The 22,137-nt window shown below is 62.1% G+C and carries 21 protein-coding genes and 2 pseudogenes; 14 read left to right on the top strand and 9 right to left on the bottom strand.

The window, feature by feature from the left end; genetic code table 11:
- The first annotated feature begins 175 nt into the window (after positions 1-175).
- Together ATC00_RS32765 and ATC00_RS32480 are read left to right on the top strand one after the other, a co-directional pair.
- Entirely contained in the window at positions 176-328 is a 153-nt protein-coding gene (locus tag ATC00_RS32765; RefSeq protein WP_162532529.1) for a hypothetical protein, read from the top strand.
- The gene (locus ATC00_RS32480; protein WP_037382989.1) at positions 325-669 is read left to right on the top strand and encodes a DUF6105 family protein; all 345 of its coding nucleotides are present in this window, start codon (positions 325-327) and stop codon (positions 667-669) included. Before ATC00_RS32765 ends, ATC00_RS32480 begins: the two co-directional genes overlap by 4 nt.
- Here ATC00_RS32480 and ruvX read toward each other — a convergent pair.
- The gene (ruvX, locus tag ATC00_RS05230) at positions 612-1,100 is read right to left on the bottom strand and encodes a Holliday junction resolvase RuvX (RefSeq protein ID WP_064252201.1); all 489 of its coding nucleotides are present in this window, start codon (positions 1,098-1,100) and stop codon (positions 612-614) included. The two genes, ATC00_RS32480 and ruvX, sit on opposite strands and share 58 nt — an antisense overlap.
- A gap of 117 nt (positions 1,101-1,217) precedes the next feature.
- Between ruvX and ATC00_RS05235 the strand changes: the two genes are divergently transcribed.
- The 4 genes from ATC00_RS05235 (at position 1,218) to ATC00_RS05250 (ending at position 4,424) form a co-directional block, all read left to right on the top strand.
- Complete coding sequence (locus ATC00_RS05235) at positions 1,218-1,922, top strand: metal-dependent hydrolase (RefSeq protein ID WP_064252188.1); 705 nt, start codon at positions 1,218-1,220, stop codon at positions 1,920-1,922.
- 107 nt (positions 1,923-2,029) lie between these two features.
- The gene (gene gatC / locus ATC00_RS05240) at positions 2,030-2,317 is read left to right on the top strand and encodes an Asp-tRNA(Asn)/Glu-tRNA(Gln) amidotransferase subunit GatC (RefSeq protein WP_037382992.1); all 288 of its coding nucleotides are present in this window, start codon (positions 2,030-2,032) and stop codon (positions 2,315-2,317) included.
- 49 nt (positions 2,318-2,366) lie between these two features.
- On the top strand, positions 2,367-3,848 hold the full coding sequence (gene gatA / locus ATC00_RS05245) for an Asp-tRNA(Asn)/Glu-tRNA(Gln) amidotransferase subunit GatA (RefSeq protein ID WP_064252189.1): 1,482 nt from the start codon (positions 2,367-2,369) through the stop codon (positions 3,846-3,848).
- A gap of 75 nt (positions 3,849-3,923) precedes the next feature.
- Positions 3,924-4,424: a GNAT family N-acetyltransferase gene (locus ATC00_RS05250; protein WP_064252190.1), complete on the top strand. Its 501-nt coding sequence runs from the start codon at positions 3,924-3,926 to the stop codon at positions 4,422-4,424.
- A gap of 83 nt (positions 4,425-4,507) precedes the next feature.
- Here the strand turns inward: ATC00_RS05250 and ATC00_RS05255 are convergent, their stop codons facing one another.
- Both ATC00_RS05255 and ATC00_RS05260 read right to left on the bottom strand, forming a co-directional pair.
- Positions 4,508-4,762: a YjhX family toxin gene (locus tag ATC00_RS05255; RefSeq protein ID WP_064252191.1), complete on the bottom strand. Its 255-nt coding sequence runs from the start codon at positions 4,760-4,762 to the stop codon at positions 4,508-4,510.
- A 175-nt stretch (positions 4,763-4,937) separates the two neighbouring features.
- Complete coding sequence (locus tag ATC00_RS05260) at positions 4,938-5,240, bottom strand: DUF1294 domain-containing protein (protein ID WP_064252202.1); 303 nt, start codon at positions 5,238-5,240, stop codon at positions 4,938-4,940.
- A gap of 164 nt (positions 5,241-5,404) precedes the next feature.
- Here ATC00_RS05260 and gatB point away from each other — a divergent pair, with 164 nt between their 5' ends.
- The 5 genes and pseudogenes from gatB to ATC00_RS05285 all read left to right on the top strand — a co-directional run.
- The gene (gene gatB / locus ATC00_RS05265) at positions 5,405-6,907 is read left to right on the top strand and encodes an Asp-tRNA(Asn)/Glu-tRNA(Gln) amidotransferase subunit GatB (protein WP_064252192.1); all 1,503 of its coding nucleotides are present in this window, start codon (positions 5,405-5,407) and stop codon (positions 6,905-6,907) included.
- A 2-nt stretch (positions 6,908-6,909) separates the two neighbouring features.
- Entirely contained in the window at positions 6,910-7,407 is a 498-nt protein-coding gene (locus ATC00_RS05270) for a GNAT family N-acetyltransferase (protein ID WP_064252193.1), read from the top strand.
- 100 nt (positions 7,408-7,507) lie between these two features.
- Positions 7,508-7,965 (top strand): annotated as a pseudogene (locus ATC00_RS05275) (N-acetyltransferase family protein).
- A 122-nt stretch (positions 7,966-8,087) separates the two neighbouring features.
- The gene (locus ATC00_RS05280; protein ID WP_037383000.1) at positions 8,088-8,483 is read left to right on the top strand and encodes an NADH:ubiquinone oxidoreductase subunit NDUFA12; all 396 of its coding nucleotides are present in this window, start codon (positions 8,088-8,090) and stop codon (positions 8,481-8,483) included.
- Between the two features lie 226 nt (positions 8,484-8,709).
- Positions 8,710-9,066: pseudogene (locus ATC00_RS05285) on the top strand (DUF2155 domain-containing protein); the annotation flags it as partial.
- 172 nt (positions 9,067-9,238) lie between these two features.
- Here ATC00_RS05285 and aat read toward each other — a convergent pair.
- From aat to ATC00_RS05310, 5 genes are all read right to left on the bottom strand, one after another.
- Positions 9,239-9,853 (bottom strand): leucyl/phenylalanyl-tRNA--protein transferase, encoded by a 615-nt coding sequence (aat, locus tag ATC00_RS05290; RefSeq protein ID WP_037383003.1) that lies wholly within the window; start codon positions 9,851-9,853, stop codon positions 9,239-9,241.
- A gap of 9 nt (positions 9,854-9,862) precedes the next feature.
- Positions 9,863-11,206 carry an acetyl-CoA carboxylase biotin carboxylase subunit gene (accC, locus tag ATC00_RS05295; RefSeq protein WP_037383004.1) on the bottom strand — a complete coding sequence of 448 codons (1,344 nt, stop codon included), beginning with the start codon at positions 11,204-11,206 and terminating at the stop codon, positions 9,863-9,865.
- Positions 11,207-11,218: 12 nt separating this feature from the next.
- The gene (gene accB / locus ATC00_RS05300; protein WP_037383006.1) at positions 11,219-11,692 is read right to left on the bottom strand and encodes an acetyl-CoA carboxylase biotin carboxyl carrier protein; all 474 of its coding nucleotides are present in this window, start codon (positions 11,690-11,692) and stop codon (positions 11,219-11,221) included.
- A gap of 23 nt (positions 11,693-11,715) precedes the next feature.
- Positions 11,716-12,162 (bottom strand): type II 3-dehydroquinate dehydratase, encoded by a 447-nt coding sequence (gene aroQ / locus ATC00_RS05305; RefSeq protein WP_037383008.1) that lies wholly within the window; start codon positions 12,160-12,162, stop codon positions 11,716-11,718.
- Between the two features lie 144 nt (positions 12,163-12,306).
- Positions 12,307-13,074 carry a DsbA family protein gene (locus ATC00_RS05310; RefSeq protein ID WP_052035477.1) on the bottom strand — a complete coding sequence of 256 codons (768 nt, stop codon included), beginning with the start codon at positions 13,072-13,074 and terminating at the stop codon, positions 12,307-12,309.
- Positions 13,075-13,304: 230 nt separating this feature from the next.
- Here ATC00_RS05310 and ATC00_RS05315 point away from each other — a divergent pair, with 230 nt between their 5' ends.
- Entirely contained in the window at positions 13,305-14,462 is a 1,158-nt protein-coding gene (locus ATC00_RS05315; RefSeq protein WP_082912046.1) for a pyridoxal phosphate-dependent aminotransferase, read from the top strand.
- A 91-nt stretch (positions 14,463-14,553) separates the two neighbouring features.
- Here ATC00_RS05315 and ATC00_RS05320 read toward each other — a convergent pair whose 3' ends face one another.
- Positions 14,554-17,328, bottom strand: coding sequence for an Rne/Rng family ribonuclease (locus ATC00_RS05320; RefSeq protein WP_064252195.1), 2,775 nt, complete (start codon positions 17,326-17,328; stop codon positions 14,554-14,556).
- Between the two features lie 823 nt (positions 17,329-18,151).
- Here ATC00_RS05320 and ATC00_RS05330 point away from each other — a divergent pair.
- The gene (locus tag ATC00_RS05330) at positions 18,152-19,324 is read left to right on the top strand and encodes an N-acetylmuramoyl-L-alanine amidase (RefSeq protein ID WP_064252203.1); all 1,173 of its coding nucleotides are present in this window, start codon (positions 18,152-18,154) and stop codon (positions 19,322-19,324) included.
- Between the two features lie 325 nt (positions 19,325-19,649).
- The gene (locus tag ATC00_RS05335) at positions 19,650-22,103 is read left to right on the top strand and encodes a penicillin-binding protein 1A (RefSeq protein ID WP_037383015.1); all 2,454 of its coding nucleotides are present in this window, start codon (positions 19,650-19,652) and stop codon (positions 22,101-22,103) included.
- Positions 22,104-22,137 lie beyond the last annotated feature (34 nt).

Below are 22,137 nucleotides of genomic sequence, written 5' to 3' on the forward strand. Positions count from 1 at the left end.
GCAGGGGCAAGGAAGTCGGCTCGTCTTCTCTCTATCTATTAAAGCCGGCTGGGTGAGGGCCGCAAGCCGGCTCGGCTTGTGAATATTAACCTTAACAGATGGTTTACGTTGCAGAGAACCGGCGATGGCGGAGATACTGGCGTCAGTTCAATGACGTTCGGAATGGAGCGGTTCGGTGAGAACTGGCTTGATGATCATCATGATGATGTTTTTCGCTGCGCTGGCGCTCGACATAGCGACGCTCGCCGTCGGGCTGGTGGCCTTTGTTCTCGCCGACCGCGCCATCTACCCGCTGATCAGCGGCTTGGCCGAGGGGAGGGGCGCATGAAGTGGCTCATGGTCTTCTGGGGCGGCCCGGTCATCCTGCTGACCGGCTGGTACTCTCTTTCCTATTACGACATGAGCTTCGGCATCTTCATGCTGACGCGCGACGCGCACGACCTAGTCTTCCGCCTCTATGGCCACATCCTCGGAATCCCGCCGGAAAGCATTCCGCCGCTCGTGGCGCGGGCGATGGTCGTCGATACAATCGTCCTTTTCGGCCTCGTCGCGCTGCGCAAGCACCGGCAAATTGCAACTTGGCTCCGCGCGCGCTTCGGCGGCGCGACGTCTCAGTCTGCCGAGCTATCGGCCCTGCCGAGTGATGCCAATCTGTCGAGCGCTCCCTGAAGGATGAATGACGCGGCAGCCGAGTCGATGCGCTCGGCGCGCTTCCTGCGCGACACGTCCATTTCGATCAGCACCCGCTCGGCCGCGACCGTCGAAAGCCGTTCGTCCCAGAGCACGAAGGGAATATCGGTCCTCTCGCCCATGTTGCGCACGAAGGCGCGCGTTGCCTGGCAGCGCGGTCCTTCCGTTCCGTCCATGTTGGCCGGCAGGCCGATGACAAAGGCGCCGACCTTTTCCTTTTCCGCGATCGCCAGCAGCGCTTGCGCATCGACGCCGAACTTGACGCGCCGAATCACCTCGCGCGGCGTTGCGAAGCGCCGCCCGAGATCGGATACCGAGAGGCCGATGGTCTTGGTGCCGAGATCGAGACCGGCGATCGCCTGATGTGGCGGCAGCCGCGCGGCGAGTTCTTCGATGGTGAGAATTGTCATGGAATTGGCCGATTCGATCTTTCCGCTTCGCTGGTCTGATCCATATGCTTGTCCGGCAGATAAATCGATCACCTTTGTGGCTTGCTTCGACGCCGCGATGATTTCAGGGAGAACGTCATGAAGATCAAATGGCTGGGTCATTCCGCCTTTCATATCGAGACCGCGAAGGCGAAGATTCTGATCGATCCCTTCTTCACCGGCAATCCGGCGTTCCCGGACAGCGAGCGCACGGCAGCTGCTGCCGGGCTGACGCATATCCTTCTGACGCACGGCCACGGCGATCACGTCGGCGACACGGTGGCGATCGCCAAGGAGACCGGCGCGATCGTCGTTGCCAACTTCGATCTGTGCATGTGGCTCGGACGGCACGGCATCTCGAACATCGAGCCCGGCAACACGGGCGGAACGATCCAACTCGGCGCCTTCTCGGCCACCTTTGTCAATGCCCTGCACTCCTCCGCGCAGATTACCGAGGACGGCGTTTCGCACTGCCTCGGCAATGCCAACGGTCTTGTCCTTCATTTTGATGACGAGCCGACGCTCTATCACATGGGAGACACGGACATTTTCTCCGACATGGCGCTCGTCCAGGAACTGCACCAGCCGGATATCGGCATAGTGCCGATCGGCGACCGCTTCACCATGGGCGGTGCGGTGGCGGCGCTCGCCTGCCAGCGCTATTTCAAGTTCAACACCGCCATCCCCTGCCATTACGGCTCGTTTCCGATCATCGACCGGACGCCGGAGACCTTCGTCACCGGCATGGACGGCGCCTCGACCCTGGTCGCGACGCCCGAGATCGGCGGCGTCGTCACCGCCTGACGAAGGACAGCACGAAGCGCAGGGCCGGCTCGCCGACGTTTCCCCCAGTTGCACGTTGTGCAACTCGCCTTTATAGCGGGGGAAACTTTGAGATACTGGAGACGACCATGTCCGTTGACCTTGCCACCGTGAAGCGTGTCGCGCGCCTCGCCCGCATTGCCGTCAGTGACGAGGAAGCCGAACGGATGACCGGCGAGCTCAACGGCATCCTCGGCTTCGTCGAACAGCTTTCCGAAGTCAACGTCGATGGCGTCGAGCCGATGACATCGGTGACGCCGATGGAGATGAAGAAGCGGGACGACATTGTCGCCGACGGCGACAAGGCGGCCGACATCGTGGCCAATGCGCCGAATTCGGACCGCAACTTCTTCCTCGTCCCGAAGGTGGTCGAGTAAGAGCCGCTTCCCGCCGCCCGCGTCCAGATTTCGAAAGTTCGATTGCACCATGACCGACCTGACCCGCCTCACGATCGCCGAAGCCCGCGCCAAGCTTTCCGCCAAGGAAATCACCGCGGTCGAATTGACCGAAGCCTACGTCTCAGCGATCGAGGCAGCCAATGAGACGATCAACGCCTATGTCACCGTGACGCCGGAAAAGGCGCGCGAGATGGCCAAGGCTTCCGATGCCCGTATCGCCGCCGGCAATGCCGGCGCGCTCGAAGGCATCCCGCTCGGCATCAAGGACCTTTTCGGCACCGAAGGCGTGCACACACAGGCCTGCAGCCACATCCTCGACGGCTTCAAGCCGCGCTATGAGTCGACCGTCACCCAGAACCTCTGGAACGACGGCGCGGTCATGCTCGGCAAGCTGAACATGGACGAGTTCGCCATGGGCTCGTCCAACGAGACCTCATATTACGGCGCGGTCAAGAACCCGTGGCGCGCCAAGGGATCGAACATGGATCTCGTGCCTGGCGGCTCCTCCGGCGGTTCCGCGGCAGCAGTCGCGGCCCAACTCTGTGCAGGCGCGACGGCAACCGACACCGGCGGTTCCATCCGCCAGCCGGCGGCCTTCACCGGCACCGTCGGCATCAAGCCGACCTATGGCCGCTGCTCGCGCTGGGGCATTGTCGCCTTCGCCTCCTCGCTCGACCAGGCCGGCCCAATCGCCCGCGACGTGCGCGATGCGGCGATCCTTCTGAAGTCGATGGCAAGCGTCGACGCCAAGGACACGACTTCCGTCGACATTCCGATTCCGAACTACGAGGCGTCGATCGGTCAGTCGATCAAGGGCATGAAAATCGGCATTCCGAAGGAATATCGCGTCGACGGCATGCCCGAGGAAATCGAGGCTCTCTGGCAGCAGGGCATCGCCTGGCTGAAGGAAGCCGGCGCCGAGATCGTCGATATCACGCTGCCGCATACCAAATACGCGTTGCCGGCCTACTATATCGTCGCGCCGGCCGAAGCGTCGTCCAATCTCGCGCGCTACGACGGGGTGCGCTATGGCCTGCGCGTCGACGGCAAGGACATCGTCGACATGTATGAGAAGACGCGCGCTGCCGGTTTCGGCCGCGAGGTCAAGCGCCGCATCATGATCGGCACCTATGTGCTGTCGGCGGGCTATTACGACGCCTATTACCTGCGCGCCCAGAAAGTCCGCACCCTGATCAAGCGCGACTTCGAGCTTGCCTTCCAGGCGGGCGTCGACGCCGTCCTCACCCCGGCCACGCCGTCCTCGGCCTTCGGCATCGCCGATGAGGACCTGGCGTCCGATCCGGTCAAGATGTACCTGAACGACATCTTCACCGTGACCGTTAACATGGCCGGGCTTCCCGGGATCGCCGTACCCGGCGGGCTCGATCACAAGGGCCTGCCGCTCGGTCTGCAGTTGATCGGCAAGCCCTTCGACGAAGAAACGTTGTTCAAGACGGCCCATGTCATCGAACAGGCCGCCGGCCGCTTCACGCCGGCGAAGTGGTGGTAGACAGCTCCAGTTCTGCCGGCAATAGTCAAGCGGTGCCAGAAATGATGTAATGCAAGCGGAAAGGGGCTCCGCCGCATGATCGTCATTCGCCACGCTCGCCAGAACGAGACCGGTCTCCTTGCGGCGATCGGGCTCAGGGCCTGGGCAAAGGCGATTGCAGGACTGGCCGATGCCGCGGCAATGCGAGTGGCAGCGGAGCGCGCCTTCGTTGATTTCCTGGCGAAGCACTGGCTTTCCGTTCTCCTCATCGAGGAAGAGAACCGCATCTGCGGCTGGGCCGCCCGCGAGGATCTCGACAGCACGATTTCCGATCTCTGGATCGATCCCGGCGCGCAGGGAAGGGGTCTCGGCAAGGCGCTGCTTGCCGAGATGGAGCAGCGCATGGCGGCTGAAGGCTTTGATGTCGCGAACGCCAGGACGCATGCGCAGAACGTTTCCGCAGTCGCCTTCTTCCAAGGCGCCGGCTACCGGGTGAAGTGGCTGTCGACCGCCTATTCGCAGAAGCTCGACCGCGACATGGAATTCATCGGCCTCTCCAAGCAGCTAGCAAGCGAACCGATGTCGGAGCGCATCTGATAATTTGCGGCAAGTACAGGTTGAGCTACCGGAGATGTGAAGTATCTCCGGTAGCTGAGCTCGTGGTTGCAGGCTGGCAGGTTTTATCGGTTGTCGAGTTCCGAGCGGACGAGATGCAGTCCGCGTTCGGTGATGCGGTAGGGTCTGCCGCCCGATGACTTGATCGCCCGCTTGCGTTTCAGCTTGCGGAAAAGCTCAAGATCGACGCCGGGATAGACCCAGCCGTCGCGTGTGAAGCAGCGGATCTCGGCGACCGCCTTGCCGATGCGTTTGATTTCGATGCGGCCGCCCTGGGCCAAATGGTGAAGAATGCGCTGTTCGGCGCGCGAAATGTCCATGAGTTGAGTGTTCCGGAGTAGCGTTCGTGAGAACGCAGGAAAACGGTCCGCCAATCGTGAGATGAGCGGGGTTCGTATTTCCGGCCCGTGCGCGCAGTTCTTGGGGAATGCGGGCAGGGGCCCTTACCGGGACTCAAGCTGAAGGAACATAAAGACTCCGTTCGGACGACTTGTTCTAAAAAATGCCCGTCAAGGCGTCAAGGAGCCTCAGGGATGCGGGATCTGTAGCGGCGGTGGCGCCAACAAGGCTGACATGGAAGGTGACAATCGCGAGAAGCAAAGTCCGAAATGGCTGCTTGCGAGTCTTGTGCCGATGAACCTGACAGGCGATAAGCGCCCCAAGACTGCCGCCGAACGTGGCAAACGTCAGTAACATTCGCTCCGATACACGCCAGGCGTTGCGCTGCGCCGCTTGCTTGTCCAGCCAGAACAAACAGTAGGTTGCAAGGTTCATGCATCCGAGAAGGATGAGGATCATCAGTGGCGACATAGTTGACGATAGGCACAAGGTGCCCAAAGTTTCGTTAACCGCGATCCTCGACCGGTGAGCGGGATGTGCTCCCGATGTCACAAGCCTTGCACCGCTGAACCAATTGCTCTACCGAGAAACCTCAGAATTCAGGCTTCAAAGAAGAGCATGAGATGAGCATCGTCGACGTCCGCACTCCCGACCCGAAACGCTTCATTCCCGGCGCTACAGGCGACTGGGAAGTCATCATCGGCATGGAGGTGCATGCCCAGGTGCTGAGCAATTCGAAGCTGTTCTCCGGGGCGTCGACCGAGTTCGGCAATGCTCCGAATGCCAACGTCTCGCTGGTCGATGCGGCCATGCCCGGCATGCTGCCGGTCATCAACAAGGAATGCGTCAGGCAGGCCGTGCGCACCGGGCTCGGCCTCAAAGCCAAGATCAACCACCGCTCGATCTTCGACCGGAAGAACTATTTCTATCCGGACCTGCCGCAGGGCTACCAGATCTCGCAGTACAAGGATCCGATCGTCGGCGAGGGCAAGATCGTCATTTCGATCGGTCCGGACCGCCAGGGCCAGTTCGAGGACGTCGAGATCGGCATCGAGCGGCTGCACCTGGAACAGGATGCCGGCAAGTCGATGCACGACCAGCATCCCTCCATGTCCTATGTCGATCTCAACCGCTCGGGCGTGGCGCTGATGGAGATCGTCTCGAAGCCGGACCTGCGTTCTTCGGACGAGGCCAAGGCCTATCTCACCAAACTGCGCTCGATCCTGCGCTATCTCGGCACCTGCGACGGCAACATGGACGAAGGCTCGATGCGCGCCGACGTCAACGTCTCGGTGCGCCGCCCGGGCGAAGCGTTCGGCACGCGCTGCGAGATCAAGAACGTCAACTCGATCCGCTTCGTCGGCCAGGCGATCGAATATGAGGCCCGTCGACAGATCGCGATTCTTGAGGATGGCGGCACGATCGATCAGGAAACCCGGCTCTTCGACCCGAACAAGGGCGAGACCCGTTCGATGCGCTCCAAGGAGGACGCGCACGACTACCGCTATTTCCCCGATCCGGACCTCTTGCCGCTCGAGTTCGACGACGCTTTTGTGAAGGCGCTCGAGGCCGATCTCCCGGAACTGCCGGACGACAAGAAGGAACGCTTCGTCCGCGACCTCGGGCTCTCCATCTATGATGCCTCGGTTCTCGTCTCGGAAAAGGCAATCGCCGACTACTTCGAGGCGGTGGCCGAGGGACGCGACGGCAAGATTGCCGCCAACTGGGTGATCAACGACTTGCTGGGCGCCTTGAACAAAGCCGGCAAAGCCATTGAAGAGACTCCGGTTTCGCCGGCGCAGCTCGGCGGCATCATCGACCTCATCAAGGCCGAGACCATCTCCGGCAAGCTCGCCAAGGATCTGTTCGAAATCCTCTGGAACGAAGGCGGCGACCCGGCCGAGATCGTCGAGACCCGCGGCATGAAGCAGGTCACGGATACCGGCGCCATCGAGAAGGCTGTTGATGAAATTATCGCCGCCAACCCGGATCAGGTGGAGAAGGCCAAGGCGAAGCCGTCGCTGGCCGGGTGGTTCGTCGGCCAGGTGATGAAGGCGACCGGCGGCAAGGCCAACCCGCAGGCCGTGCAGGCTCTCGTCAAGTCCAAGCTCGGCATCGAAGAGTGACGATGTTCTTCGTCCGTACGGCAAGCGAGCGCGACCTCGAGAAGGTACGCGCTCTGCTTGTCGAGACCTGGCATGTGACTTATGACAGCCTCTATGGCGTCGACAAGGTCGAGGAGCTGACGGCTAAGTGGCACTCGCTTGATGCCCTGAGGGCTCGGCTGCAACGAAAGAATGCGGAATTCGTCGTTGCTGACAACGGCAAGGAGATCGCCGGCATGGGCTTTGCGGCCGTGTCCGATACGCTTCCAAAGACCGTCATCCTTCATCAGTTCTACGTCCTGCCGAAATACCAACGGCACGGCATCGGCCGCGACATGTTCGCCGAACTCGAAACCTGTTTTCCGGATGCTGAGCGCATGCGGCTGGAGGTCGAGCCGGAGAACCTGCAGGCGCTCGCCTTCTATCGGGCGCATGGCTTCACGGACGTGGGAAAGACGGCCAATTGCGGAGAGGACGACTCCGGTGTGCCGGCGCTTATTCTTGAGAAGCGCCTTTCCTGATCTGCCGGGTGCCCGGCGCTCCACATGCGCTGTCACAGCGCTGTCGCCTCACCATGTTTGATGCGGCACCTGAACATCTGTATGTCGGGGTAACACGGTCATGGAATTAGAGATTCGCAAAGCTGAACGCGAGGACCTGCCGGCGATTGTTGCCCTATTTGCAAATGACACCCTTGGTGGTCACGGCGACACGACCGATGCCGGCGCCTTTGCGGATTATCTGGCCGCTTTCGAGCGGATCAAGGCCTCGACACATCAGGCGCTCTACGTCGCCTGCGTCGGAGGCGAGGTGGTTGGAACCTTCCAGACGGCGTTCTCGACATCGCTTCCGGGACGCGGCCGTTCCAGCGTGGTAATCGAGGCCGTGCATACGCGGGAAGATATGCGCGGCCGTGGTATCGGCGAACGGATGGTCCGCCACGCCATTGCCGAGGCGCGGGAAAAGGGTGCCTCGAGAGTGCGGCTGACGTCCAACGCAGCGCGCATCGATGCGCATCGCTTCTATGAACGCTCGGTTTCGAGCGCAGCCATATCGGCTTCAAGATGCCGGTGAAATGACCGCCGGGCCGGTGGAATCACTGGACAAGGCCACTGGACAAGGCATGTGTGGCACGGCATAAGCGGGAACGAGATTTGATATCCGGCTGCCCCTTCGATCGGCCGGCAAGGGACGAATGCCTATGAAGCTCCTGCTGCAGATTTTCACCTGGTGGAACGGACAGACGATCGGTACGCGCTTCCATACCTGGCGGCATGGCCAGCGTGTCGGTGAAGACGAGTTCGGCAATGTCTACTATCAGGGCGGCATGGATTCCGAGGGCCGCACGCGGCGCTGGGTGATCTATAACGGCCCGGCCGAGGCCTCTGCCATTCCTGCCGGCTGGCACGGCTGGATGCATCACCGTACCGACATTTCTCCCGCCGACGAAAAATACGCCGCGCGCGAATGGCAGCAGCCGCATCGCCCGAACCCGACGGGCACACCCAACGCCTACCGGCCGAAAGGTTCGCTCGCCAATGCCGGCCAGCGCCCGCGCGTGACCGGCGACTACGACGCCTGGACGCCGCGCTCCTAGTCGAGCCCGGGCGGCGGGCCGGCCGTTCCGATCTCGACTCTCTTGAGGATCGATCACGGCCCAGCCACATTTCCGGTTTAGCGCCTGAAGGACTATCCAGGACAAACAGCATCGCAGGGGATTGGCGGGAATGGCAGGTTTCTGTCTGCGGAATTTGATCGGCCGGACGGCCCGATACACCGGTCTGGCGTTTCTCCTGGCTCTGCCATTGATCTCCGCCGTCGAGTCGGCACGCGCTACGCGCCTCTCCAACGCCGTCGCGGTTTTTTCCGGCATCGACAAGATCACCGGCCGCATCACCACCTTCGACGTCTATATCGGCGAGACGGTGCAGTTTGGCGCTCTTCAGGTGACCCCGCATGTCTGCTACAGCCGCGACGAGACGGAGGCACCGAAGACCACCACTTTCGTGGATGTCGACGAGATCACGCTCGACCGCAAAATCCGCCGGATCTTCACCGGCTGGATGTTTGCCGACAGCCCGGGTCTCAACGCCGTCGAGCACCCCGTATATGATGTGTGGCTTCAGTCCTGCAAGCCAAACTCCGACGTTCCCGCGCCCGACACGGCCGCGAAGCAGTAGGGCGCCCTTCCACCAAACCCATGCTGAGGGCGTCGGTTTGGCTGAAAGACGCCTGCTCCGCCGTGTCGACTAGAGCATTCTGCTTTCAAGTGGAACCACTAAAAGCAGAAAAGATGCTCTAGATTCAAAGTGCTAGAGCGTCCTTTGCGAGTTCAAATGAACGCGCGGCGCTCTAGAATTCGAGATTCGGCGAGGCGATAGCCCGGGCGAGCAGCAGGTCATACTCGGCCTTCGGCACGTCGACAGCGCCGAAGGACTTCAGATGGTCGGTGGTAAACTGGGTGTCGAGCAGCTGAAAGTGCTTGGCGCGAAGCCGCTCGACGAGATGCACGAGGCAGATTTTCGAGGCGTCGGTGCGCAGCGAGAACATGCTCTCGCCGAAGAAGGCCGCCCCGAGCGAGACGCCATAGAGGCCTCCGACGAGCCTCTCGCCCTCCCAGGCCTCGACGCTATGGGCATAACCCATGCGGTGCAATGCCGCGTAGAGAGAGCGAATCTTGTCGTTGATCCACGTTGTCGGCCGACCGGGCGCGGGCTGTGCGCATCCTTCGACGACAGCTTCGAAGGCCGTATCGAAGCGAATCTCGAAGGGCCGCTTGCGGATTCGCTTGGTGAGACTGTGTGAGACGTGAAACCGATCCAGCGGGATGACGCCACGAATCTCCGGCTCCACCCAGAAGAGCTCCGGATCGTCTGCCGAATCGGCCATTGGAAACAGGCCGATGGAATAGGCGCGCAACAACATGTCCGGGGTGATTTCCGGTTGTTTGCTGCGCGGTCCTTTCAATCTCGTACCCTATGCGGACGTTGCGGCCAGATGATGCTCCAGCCAGTGAATATCGTAATCACCGTTGGCGATATCCTGATTGTTTATCAGGTCCTGGAAAAGCGGCAACGTCGTCTTTATTCCGTCGATGACAAACTCGTCGAGCACGCGGCGCAGACGCATCATGCATTCGACGCGGGTCCGGCCGTGGACGATCAGCTTGCCGATCAGGCTGTCATAATAGGGTGGGATGCGGTAGCCCTGGTAGGCGCCGCTGTCGACGCGCACCCCGAGACCGCCGGGCGCGTGGAAATGCGTGATCGTGCCCGGGGAGGGAACGAAGGTGCGCGGATCCTCGGCATTGATGCGGCATTCGATGGCATGGCCGGAGAAGACGACGTCTTCCTGCTTGACCGAGAGACCGGCGCCCGACGCCACGCGGATCTGCTCGTGCACCAGGTCGATGCCGGTGATCGCCTCCGTGATCGGATGCTCGACCTGCAGGCGGGTGTTCATCTCGATGAAATAGAACTCGCCGTCCTCGTAGAGGAACTCGATCGTGCCGGCGCCGCGATACTTCATCTTCTTCATCGCGTCGGCGCAGACCTGGCCGATCTTCATGCGCTGCTCGACGTTGAGCGCCGGCGAATTCGCTTCTTCCCAGACCTTCTGGTGGCGGCGCTGCAGCGAGCAGTCGCGTTCGCCGAGATGGATCGCATTGCCTTCGCCGTCGCCGACGATCTGGATCTCGATATGGCGCGGCTTTCCGAGAAATTTCTCCATATAGACCGCGTCATTGCCGAAGGCGGCTGCGGCCTCGGAACGTGCCGTTGCGACGGCGTGCTCGAGGTCTTCCTCGGTTCTGGCGACCTTCATGCCGCGCCCGCCGCCGCCGGCGGTCGCCTTGATCAGGACCGGAAAGCCGATCTCGCGGGCGACTTTCAGCGCGTTCTCGGGCTTCACTTCGCCGTCGGAACCGGGGACGACCGGGATTCCGAGCTCTTCAGCCGTCTTCTTGGCGGTGATCTTGTCGCCCATCAGCCGGATGTGCTCGGCCGTCGGGCCGATAAAGGTGATGCCGTGCGCCTCGAGGATATCGGCGAACTTGGCATTCTCCGAAAGAAAGCCATAACCGGGATGCACCGCATCCGCGCCGGTGATTTCGCAAGCGGCGACGATCTGATGGATGTTCAGATAGCTCTCGCGCGACGGCGGCGGGCCGATGCAGACGCTCTCGTCCGCGAGCCGCACGTGCATGGCGTCGCTGTCTGCAGTCGAATGCACGGCGACCGTCGCGATGCCGAGCTCCTTGCAGGCGCGCAGCACGCGCAGGGCGATTTCGCCGCGATTGGCAATGAGGATTTTCGAGATCATCGCCACCGTGCCTTATTCGATCACGATCAGAGGTTCGCCATATTCGACGGGGGCGGCGTCCTGCACGAGAATTTCCGTCACCTTGCCCGAGCGCGGCGCCGGAATCTGGTTCATCGTCTTCATCGCCTCGATGATCAGGATCGTCTGGCCTTCCTTGACGGTCGCACCAACTTCGATGAACGGGCGAGCGCCGGGAGCGGGAGCGAGATAGGCCGTACCGACCATCGGCGCGGTTACCGCGTTCTTGGCATTGTGGCCTTGTGCGGCGACGGGCGCAGCGTTCGGCGCGGGTGCAGCGGCAACGGCCGCCGGCAGCTGATAGCTGGGCATTGCCGCCATGGGCATCGCGACAGGTGTGCCGTTCCGCGATACGCGGATGCGCAGATCGTCCTGTTCCACTTCGATCTCGGTCAGGTCGGTATCCTTGAGGATATTGGCGAGATCGCGGATCAGCGCCTGATCGATACCTGGTTTCTTGTCAGCCATGGGATATGAGCCTCGTGTACTTCTTATTTCGACGTGTTTGTCAGGTTCTTTAGCGCATGCAGCGCCAGAATGTAACTCTGCGCGCCGAAGCCGCAGATTACGCCCTTGACGGCCGGCGCAATCATCGACTTGTGGCGGAATTCCTCGCGCGCATGGATGTTGGAAAGATGCAGTTCGACGACGGGAACGGCGATGGCGCGAATGGCATCGTGCATGGCGATCGACGTGTGCCCGTAGGCGGCCGGATTGATGGCGACGCCGGCAGCCTTTTCGCCGGCTTCGTGCAGCCAATCGACCAGCACGCCTTCGATGTTCGATTGGCGGAAATCGACGTCGAAGCCCAGAAGCTTCCCCTCCGCTATGCACATCGCCTCGATGTCGGCCAAGGTCTGGCCGCCGTAGATGCCTGGTTCGCGCTTGCCAAGCGCATTCAGGTTTGGGCCGTTCAGCACGAAAATCGTCGAGGGCATAAGGGATTCCGGTCCGGTGATGGGAGGGTTACCTATAGACCGATGGTTCGGCGAGGGAAAGCCCCCCGGTTTCCCGGGGATTTGTCCACAAGTCATAGGCCGATGGGAAGGAAATGAACCAAGTGGCGCGCTCCACGTGGCGTCTCAGCAGGCGGTCTTGCCACACTGGCGCATGTTGGCGACCTTGCCGGTGATCTCGGCGGCGCCGACGGCCCCGTAGACCGCCTCGTTGCCGATCACGTAGGAGGGCGTGCCGGTGATGCCGAGATCGTTGGCGAGCGTGTAGGCTTCGCGCATCGCGGCGTCATTCGGATCGTCTTCCATCTTCTCGCGCAATTGCTCTTCCGTGATCCCGAGCTTGGCGGCAACGGCAATCGCCGTTTCCTCCGTTGCCCGCTCCTCGGCGCCGAGCAGGGCGCGGTGGAAGTCGCCGTACTTCTCCGGTGCGATCGAGCGGAACGCGGCGCTGACCTTGTGCGCGGCAAGCGAGTCGGGCCCGAGAATCGGGAGTTCCTTCAAGACGAAACGGACGTTCTTGTCGTTCGCGAGGATCTCGTCCATGTCCGAGAGCGCCCGCTTGCAGTAGCCGCAATTGTAGTCGAAGAATTCGACGATGGTGATATCGCCCTTGGGATTGCCGAGCGTCACGTCGTAGGCGGAATTGAAGATCGCCTTTTCGTTCTTGGCGATCGCGGCTTGCGACGCTTCCTGTTGCTTGGCGCGCTGCTTGGCGGACAGGGCTTCCTGCACTTCCAGCATGACTTCCGGATTGGAGATGAGATATTCCTTGATGAAGGCGCCGATCTCTTCCTTCTGCTTTGCATCGAGTGCCGCCGCTGACTGGGGCAGGGCCATGCCGGCCGCAAGCGCGATCAGCGCTCCGGCGGCAATCATCTTCTTCTTGAGCGTCATCATTCCCTCGTTGTCTTCTCGTACCTGTCTGTCGCCCATTTCGCACTGCCGCGTCAACGCATCTTCATAGAACGACGACGATAGCGAGCCTGCCGTCGAAAGCGAGCATAGGGTGCGCGGGCGCGAAACGAAACGGCAAAATCGGCCGAATTGCGGCGCTCCCATACTTGTGAAGCGTGCAGCGATCGGGCAAAGGGCGGGCGTCCAGTCAACTTCATGAGGGTCAGCCATTGGCACAGATGTCGAAACGCAGCGCCGTTGAACCGTTCCATGCCATGGATGTACTGGCGGAAGCGACGCGTCGCCGCGATGCCGGCCATCCCGTCATCTCGATGGCGGTCGGCCAGCCGGCCCATCCCGCCCCGAAGGCGGCGCTCGAGGCGGCGCGTCGGGCGCTGGAGCACGGCCGTCTCGGCTATACCGACGCCCTCGGGACCCTCTCACTGAAGCGGGCAATCGCCGCACACTATCAGAGCCGCCACGGTATCGCGTTAGATCCGCAGCGGGTCGCGATCACCACCGGCTCCTCCGCGGGCTTCAATCTGGCCTTCCTGGCTCTCTTCGATCCGGGCGATTGCGTCGCCATCGCTCGGCCCGGCTACCCCGCCTATCGCAATATCATGGCCGCGCTCGGCCTGAACGTGGTCGAAATCGAAGCGAATGCCGACACCGCTTTTACCCTCACGCCGGAAAGCCTGGAGCGGGCGGCGGCCCAGGCCGGCAAGCCTTTGAAGGGGGTGCTTCTTGCCAGCCCCGCAAACCCGACCGGGACGGTCACGGCAAGGGCGCGTCTCACGGCGCTTGCCGACTATTGCCGCGCCCGATCGATCGCCTTCATCTCCGATGAGATCTATCACGGGCTGACCTTCGCCGGCGAGGAGACCTCGGTGCTGGAGATTGCTGATGATGCCGTCGTCATCAATTCGTTCTCGAAATATTACTGCATGACCGGTTGGCGCATCGGCTGGATGGTGCTGCCGGAGGCTCAGGTCCGTGTCTTCGAACGCATCGCCCAGAGCCTTTACATTTCTCCGCCGGAGCTCTCCCAGATTGCCGCTGAGGCCGCCCTCGGCGCGCATGAGGAACTGGATGGTTACAAGCGGGCCTATGCCGCCAATCGCGACCTTCTGCTGAAGCGCTTGCCCGAAATAGGCCTCTCGATCGCTTCGCCGATGGACGGCGCCTTCTATGCCTATGTGGACGTCAGCCGCTTCACCAATGACAGCATGGCCTTCGCCCGCCGCATGCTCGCCGAGATCAATGTCGCCGCCACGCCCGGCTTCGATTTCGATCCGCTCGAAGGGCATCGCACCATGCGTTTTTCCTACGCCGGCGGGGCCGCCGACATGGCCGAAGCGATGGACCGCATTGCTCATTGGTTGAAATAGCCGCCTTGGGATCGGTTGCGGCAATCGAGCATCACAAACAAGAAAGGCCCGGAATGCTCCGGGCCTTTCGTTTTGGTAAGCCTGTGCTTTCTCAGAAGAAGCCGCGGCGCTGCCACCAGCCGCCTTTTTTCGGCTTGGCCGCCTCTTCTTCGCTGCTGTCGGCCTTGGCCACATTCGACGTGACCACGGGCTCGGAGGCAATCGTCGTCAGATCGCGATTTGAGCGCGCCGGCTTGGCATCCTCCAGGTCTGCGACCGCTTCCTCGACTTGAGCAGGGACGGGTTCATCCGGCTGTGCTTCGATAGCCTGTTCGGCCGCCATGTCGGCATTTTCCGCCGGTGCCTCAGCCGCGACGGCTTTCTTGCGGCTGCGCTTCGGCTTCGCCGGCTTGGCTTCGGCAGCAAGGGCCTCGGCCGCGACAGGCGCTGCATTCGCAGCCTGTTCGACGGCCGCGGCGGCAGCAACATCGGCGTCCGCTGCCTTTTCGGCATCGGCCGGCTCGTCATCGGATTCTGCGGCAAGCGCGGCCTCACCCTCGGTCTCCGGCCGGTTGCGGCGGCCGCCCCGCTTGCCACGACGGCGACGCTTGCGCTTCTGGTCGCCGTCCGCCGCTACAGCATCCTCGCCTTCGTCCTCGGCCTCGTCGGCGTCGTCAACTGTACCCTCGGCCATGTCTTCGGATTCCGCTGCGACCGATTCCGGCGTTTGGCCTGCGCCCTTGCCGCGACGGCGGCGGCGACGCTTGCGCTTGCGGCCACCCTGATCGTCCGACTGCTGCGTCTTAGGCTGTTCCCGGCGTTCAGCGCTGCTTTCTTCCGCTTCCTCCTCGTCCAGATCTTCCTCGATTATGACGTCTTCTTCTTCGTCTTCCGGTTCAGGGGCAAAATGGAGGAGTTGTTCGATCTTCACCGGATTTTCGACCGGTTCGCCGCGGTCGATCGCGAAGTGCTGGGCGCCCACATGGGCGTCCGCCTCGATGATGATCGAGACGCCGAAGCGCCGCTCATAATCTGTGATCGTGCCGCGCTTCTGATTGAGAATGTAAAGCGCGATCTCCGGGATCGTACGGACCGTGATGTCGTGCGTGGTGTTCTTGAGCAGATGTTCCTCGATACCGCGCAGCACATGCAGCGCGACGGAAGACTGCGAGCGAACATGGCCCGTGCCGTTGCAATGCGGGCAGGACTGCATCGTGCTTTCGAGCACCGAGGCGCGGATGCGCTGGCGCGACATTTCAAGCAGGCCGAAATGCGAGATGCGGCCGACCTGGATGCGCGCCCGATCGTTCTTCAGGCAATCCTTGAGCTTCTTCTCGACTGCGCGGTTGTTGCGCTTTTCTTCCATGTCGATGAAGTCGATGACCACTAGGCCGGCGAGGTCGCGAAGACGCAGCTGTCGCGCGACTTCCTCGGCGGCCTCCAGATTGGTCTGCAGCGCGGTATCCTCGATCGAATGCTCGCGGGTCGAGCGACCGGAGTTCACGTCGATCGAAACAAGCGCCTCGGTCTGGTTGATGATGATATAGCCGCCCGACTTCAGCGTCACCTGCGGCTGCAGCATGCGGTCGAGCTGGGCTTCGATGCCCGAACGCGAGAAGATCGGATGCACGTCGCGATAGGGCTGCACGACCTTCGCGTGACTCGGCATCAGCATCTTCATGAAGCCCTTGGCTTCCTTGTAGCCTTCTTCGCCGGAAACGATGATCTCGCTGATGTCCTTGTTGTAGAGATCGCGGATCGAACGCTTGATCAGGCTGCCTTCCTCATAGACGAGGCAGGGCGCGGTCGAGTTCAAGGTGAGCGTCCGGACGTTCTCCCAGAGGCGCATCAGATATTCGAAGTCGCGTTTGACCTCGACCTTGGTGCGGTTGGCGCCGGCGGTGCGCAGGATCACGCCCATGCCCTGCGGCACGTCGAGCCCGCGGGCGATCTCCTTCAGTCGCTTGCGGTCCTGCAGGTTGGTGATCTTGCGGGAGATGCCGCCGCCGCGCGCCGTGTTCGGCATCAGCACCGAATAGCGGCCGGCGAGCGAAAGATAGGTGGTGAGCGCCGCGCCCTTGTTGCCGCGTTCTTCCTTCGCCACCTGGACGAGCAGTATCTGCCGGCGCTTAATCACTTCCTGGATGCGGTATTGCTTGCGAGGCTTGCGGACCTGCCGGTCCGGGACTTCCTCCATCGCGTCTTCGGCACCGACGGACTCGATGATTTCCTTCTCGCCGTCATGGCCGTCGTCATCGTCATCATCGTCGTCGCGGCGGCGGCGCGCATCGACGTCTTCCGAGATCGAGTCGACGTCGACCATCGCGGCCATTTCACCGCTGCTGTCCTCGTCGCTCGCCTCGGCGTCGCCCTGAACTTCTTCCTTTTGTTCGCTGGTCTTGGGCTTCGCCCGGCGCGTGCGCTTCGGCTTGGCCTTGGGCTTCTCAGCCTCTGTCTTGACTTCCGTTTCCGGTTCGGCCGTCTCGGTTGGCTCGACTGTCTCGGAGGCTCCGGCTTCAGCCGGAGCCTCGTCCTTTGTCGGCGCGCCGATCTGCTCATCGGCGGTTTCGACCGGCTCGATGTCGTCCTCGCGGCGAGCCTCTTCGGCTTCCGCCTTCAAAAGCGCCTGACGGTCGGCGAGGGGGATCTGGTAGTAGTCGGGGTGAATTTCGGCGAAGGCCAGGAAGCCGTGGCGATTGCCGCCATAATCGACGAAGGCCGCCTGGAGCGAAGGCTCCACTCTGGTCACCTTGGCCAGATAGATATTGCCGCGGATTTGCTTCTTATGTTCCGATTCGAAATCGAATTCTTCTATGCGGTTCCCGCGAACGACAACAACGCGCGTCTCCTCTGAGTGAGACGCATCGATAAGCATTTTCTCTGCCATCTAAGCTCTGCTCCTCGGCGCAGGGCAACGGCAGACAGAGGCACTTCGCTTGGAAGGCTGTCGAACGCGTCGGAAGCTGCGCCGGATGTGAAAGGTCCTGTTTGGCGCAGGTGATGGTGCAGCAGCCAGACGGCAGCCGGAACGATCTCGTCCCGGGGCCTCTTTACTCCTGACCGATGCTGCTGAGTCACATCAAAGACCAAACAAGAATGCCAATGTCCTGGACCTCGAGAGGAGGCCCGATGAATACGCCCGCTTGCGGGCAGTCGGTGAAAATCACCATCAAGAACTCCGGCCACCGCCGGAAATTGCGATCCAGTGTACGGGAGGAAATGCAGCGACGGCGGATGAACACCTGCGGCCGCGGAAGCATGATACGGTTGCAACCGGCTGTTCCGGCTCGATCACTTCCCTGGCGCCAAGCTTCTCGAAGCTCCGGCTGCCCGGCCGACGATTCTATCCCGTCAACACTTTCTCCTTGTGACGCTTTTATGTTTTCTATGTCACATTGGCAAGGGAAAAGCCTTTGCCGCCACAATATTGATCGATTCGCTTGCCCGGGTGAAATCTGGTGTTCAGTGAGCCTTGGATAGGTTTCGAACCGGGTCGCATTCGTCGCCTTCGGTGGCGTCGCGGCAAGGTTTGGTTAACCATCAGGGTTCATTGGTGGGCAGTGACGGTGGCGGCTCCTGGGGCTCTGCGCCGGATTTCGAATGACGATGGGGGAGCCCGGGTGAAGCGTTCCGCAACAGAGCGGCACTGGCCGCATGCAAAGAGGCTGTCGCGTCGCGTCGCACGTGTGTTTGCCGTCCTGTTTGCGGCGATGTCCGTCCTCTTGCCCGTCGCTGCAGGAGCGGCCGACGATGCTGCTCCGTTACTGGCTTACGGGGCGCGGGTCGCCGGCGACGATGCGCGGACGCGGATCGTCATCGAATTCGATCGTAATCCCGAATTCTCCATTCACTACGTCGCAAATCCGGTTCGCGTCATCATCGACCTGCCGGAGACATCCTTTGGCCTGAAGCCGGAGAGCCTAGAGCCGCGGGGGCTCTTCGATGCCATTCGCTATGGCGGGATGGGGGCGGGGGCTTCGCGGCTGGTGCTCTCCGCCAAAGGGCCGACCGAAGTCACCCATGCGGAAGTGAAGCCGGAGGAAGACGGCAAGGGCTTCCGGCTCATCATCGATGCCGAGAAGATCGACAGGGCCCGCTTCGACACGCTCTTGGGCGACCAGAAGTGGACGGGAACGGTGCGGGTCGCCAAGACCGACCGTCCGGCCCCCGCGCCGGCGAAAGCTCCGGGCGCCTTCGTGGTTGCTGTCGATGCCGGGCACGGCGGCATCGACACCGGCGCCATCGGCAGCGTCACCAAGACGGAGGAGAAGCACGTTACGCTGGATTTTGCGCGGGATCTGGTGGCGACGCTCAACCGCGAGCCCGGTATCGATGCCTTTCTGACGCGGGACGGTGACGAGTTCCTGTCCTTGCCGCAGCGTGTCCAGATCGCTCGGCAGAGAAGCGCCAACCTGTTCATATCCGTCCATGCCGACACGCTGAGGCAGAAGGATATCCGTGGCGCCACGGTCTATACGATCTCCGACAAAGCGTCCGACCATCTGGCTGCCGATCTTGCCGCCCGCGAAAATCTTTCCGACGAGATTGCCGGCATTCCGCTCGAAAGCGAGCCGGCCGAGGTCGCGGACATTCTCATCGACCTCACTCGCCGCGAAACCCAGGCATTTTCAGTCAATCTGGCGCGCAGCGTCGTCACCTCCTTCGAAGGACAGATCAAGCTGATCAACAATCCGCACCGTCATGCCGGCTTCCGCGTCCTGCAGGCGCCGGATGTCCCGTCGATTCTGCTCGAACTCGGCTTCCTGTCGAATAAGGAAGACGAGAAGCAATTGCTCGATCCGGCATGGCGCAAGAAGGTGTCTGAACTGTTGGCCGTTGCCGTCCGGCGCTATCGCCAGACGGCGGTCGCGAACGGCGGGTGAAGCCTTCCGAAGGCAGTCACGCCGGGATGTGATTTGTGTCGCCAGCGTAACAGCGATATGCTTTTCGGCGAGATGCGCACGGTATAACCGAACACCAGCCCTATTTTACTCACAATCCCGGCCTTTGGGGGAAGGGCGTCCCGATTTGTTGGGAAACGATGTTGAAGCTTGAGTTTCCTCGCCATATGAGGGAACCCGCGAAGCGTGTAGCTGTCGTGCCGGCCGATTTTCGAGGAAAGCGGTTGGCGCGGCCGCTTGGCTTGCGACAGTGGGTCCTTTGAATGGCGACCCGGCGATGGGACAATAAGGTACCGGTATCTGGCTGATGATCAGACTGATAGGATATTTTTTTGGCATTGGTGCGTTTCTGCTGCTCGGGGTCGCCGCGGCGGTCGCAATCTATCTCGGCGCGATCACCAAGGATCTGCCCGATTATGAGGTGCTGGCCAAGTATGCGCCGCCGGTCACGACCCGCTTTCACGCCGGGAACGGTGCGCTGATTGCCGAATATGCGCGCGAGCGCCGCCTCTATCTGCCGATCCAGGCCATACCGGATCGCGTCAAGGCAGCCTTCATCTCGGCCGAGGACAAGAACTTCTACAAGCATCCGGGCGTCGACGTTACCGGCTTGGCGCGCGCTATCGCCGTCAACATCCAGAACTTCGGCTCGGGCCGCCGCCCGGTCGGAGCCTCGACGATCACCCAGCAGGTGGCGAAGAACTTCCTGCTGACCGCCGACCAGACGATCGACCGCAAGATCAAGGAGGCGATCCTCTCCTTCCGGATCGAGCAGGCCTATACCAAGGATCGCATTCTCGAACTTTATCTGAACGAGATCTTCTTCGGCCTGAATTCCTACGGCGTCGCCGGCGCGTCGCTCACCTATTTCGACAAGTCGGTCACGGAACTGACCGTCGCCGAAGCCGCCTATCTTGCTGCGCTGCCGAAGGGACCGGCCAACTATCACCCGTTCCGCAAGACCGAGGCGGCGATCGAGCGCCGCAACTGGGTGATCGATCGCATGGTCGAGAACGGCTATGTGACCAAGGCTGACGGTGAGGAGGCGAAGAAGCAGGACCTCGGCGTGGCGCCGCGTCGTGGCGGCGCCCATCTTTTCGCTTCGGACTATTTCGCCGAAGAGGTGCGCCGGCAGATCATCCAGAAATATGGCGACAACGCCCTCTACGAGGGTGGGCTGTCGGTTCGGACGTCGCTCGATCCGCACCTGCAGATCATCGCGCGCAAGGTGCTGCAGGATGGGCTCTTGAGCTACGACGAGCGCCGCGGCTTCCACGGGCCGGTCAAGACGATCGAGATCGGCGGCGACTGGGGCGAGCCTCTGAGCAAGATTCCGACATTGAACGACGTGCCGGAATGGAAACTCGCCGTCGTGCTCGCCGTCGACAGCGAAGGTGCCGAAATCGGCATTCAGCCGGAGAAGGAAGCCTCGGGGAAGATCGTCGCCGAACGGGTCACCGGGCACATTTCCGCAGAGAACATGCAATGGGCCTACCGCGTCGCCGGCGGCCAGCGCAAGACGGCGAAATCCCCGGAGGGCGTGGTTGGTCCGGGCGATGTCGTCTATGTCGAGCCGCTCGAGCAAAAGGGCGAGTATCGCCTTCGCCAGCCCCCGAAGGTGCAGGGCGGCCTAGTCGCGATGGATCCACATACCGGCCGTGTCCTGGCGATGGTGGGCGGCTTCTCCTATGGCCAGTCGGAGTTCAACCGCGCCACACAGGCGATGCGCCAGCCCGGTTCCTCCTTCAAGCCCTTCGTCTATGCGGCAGCCCTCGACAGCGGCTACACGCCCGCCTCGGTCATTCTCGATGCGCCGATCGAGATCGTCGCCGGCGGCCAGGTCTGGCGGCCGGAAAACTACGGGGGCGGCTCCGCCGGTCCTTCGACGCTGCGCCTCGGCATCGAAAAGTCGCGAAACCTCATGACGGTGCGGCTTGCCAACGACATGGGCATGAACCTCGTCGCCGAATATGCCGAGCGTTTCGGCATCTACGACAAGATGCCGCCGCTGCTTTCCATGTCGCTCGGCTCCGGCGAGACGACCGTGCTGCGCATGGTTTCCGCCTATGCGGTCCTCGCCAATGGCGGCAAGCAGATCAAGCCGTCGTTGATCGACCGCATCCAGGACCGCTACGGCAAGACGATTTTCCGTCATGAGGACCGCACCTGCGACAACTGCAACGCCGATAACTGGGCAGAGCAGGAAGAGCCGGTCTTGACCGACAACCGCCTGCAGGTCCTCGACCCGATGACGTCGTACCAGATCACATCCATGATGGAGGGCGTCATCACCCGTGGTACGGCGGCGGGCAAGATCAAGCTGGATCGCCCGGTCGCCGGCAAGACCGGCACGACCAACGATGAGAAAGACGCCTGGTTCGTCGGCTACACGCCCGATCTCGTCGCCGGCCTCTATCTCGGCTTCGACGACCCGGCGCCGCTCGGCCGTGGCGCGACGGGCGGCAGCCTGTCGGCACCGATCTTCAACGCCTTTATGCAGGAAGCGGTCAAGGGGACGCAGCCGGGCAAGTTCGTGGTCCCGGAAGGCATGAACCTCATCCCGGTCAACCGGAAGACGGGCATGGCGGCGGTCGAAGGCGAGCCGGACACGATCATCGAAGCCTTCAAGCCGGGCACCGGTCCGGCCGAAACCTTCTCGGTCATCGGCGACCTCGACGAATATGCGCCGCCGGAGGAGATCCTGAAGAACTCCCCGCAGGCTAACCAGGCCGTGACCTCCGGCTCCAACGGCCTCTTCTGAGCCTTCCCCTCGATACGGATGCCCGTCGCCTTTA

This window comes from Sinorhizobium americanum (assembly GCF_001651855.1).
Lineage (GTDB): Bacteria > Pseudomonadota > Alphaproteobacteria > Rhizobiales > Rhizobiaceae > Sinorhizobium > Sinorhizobium americanum.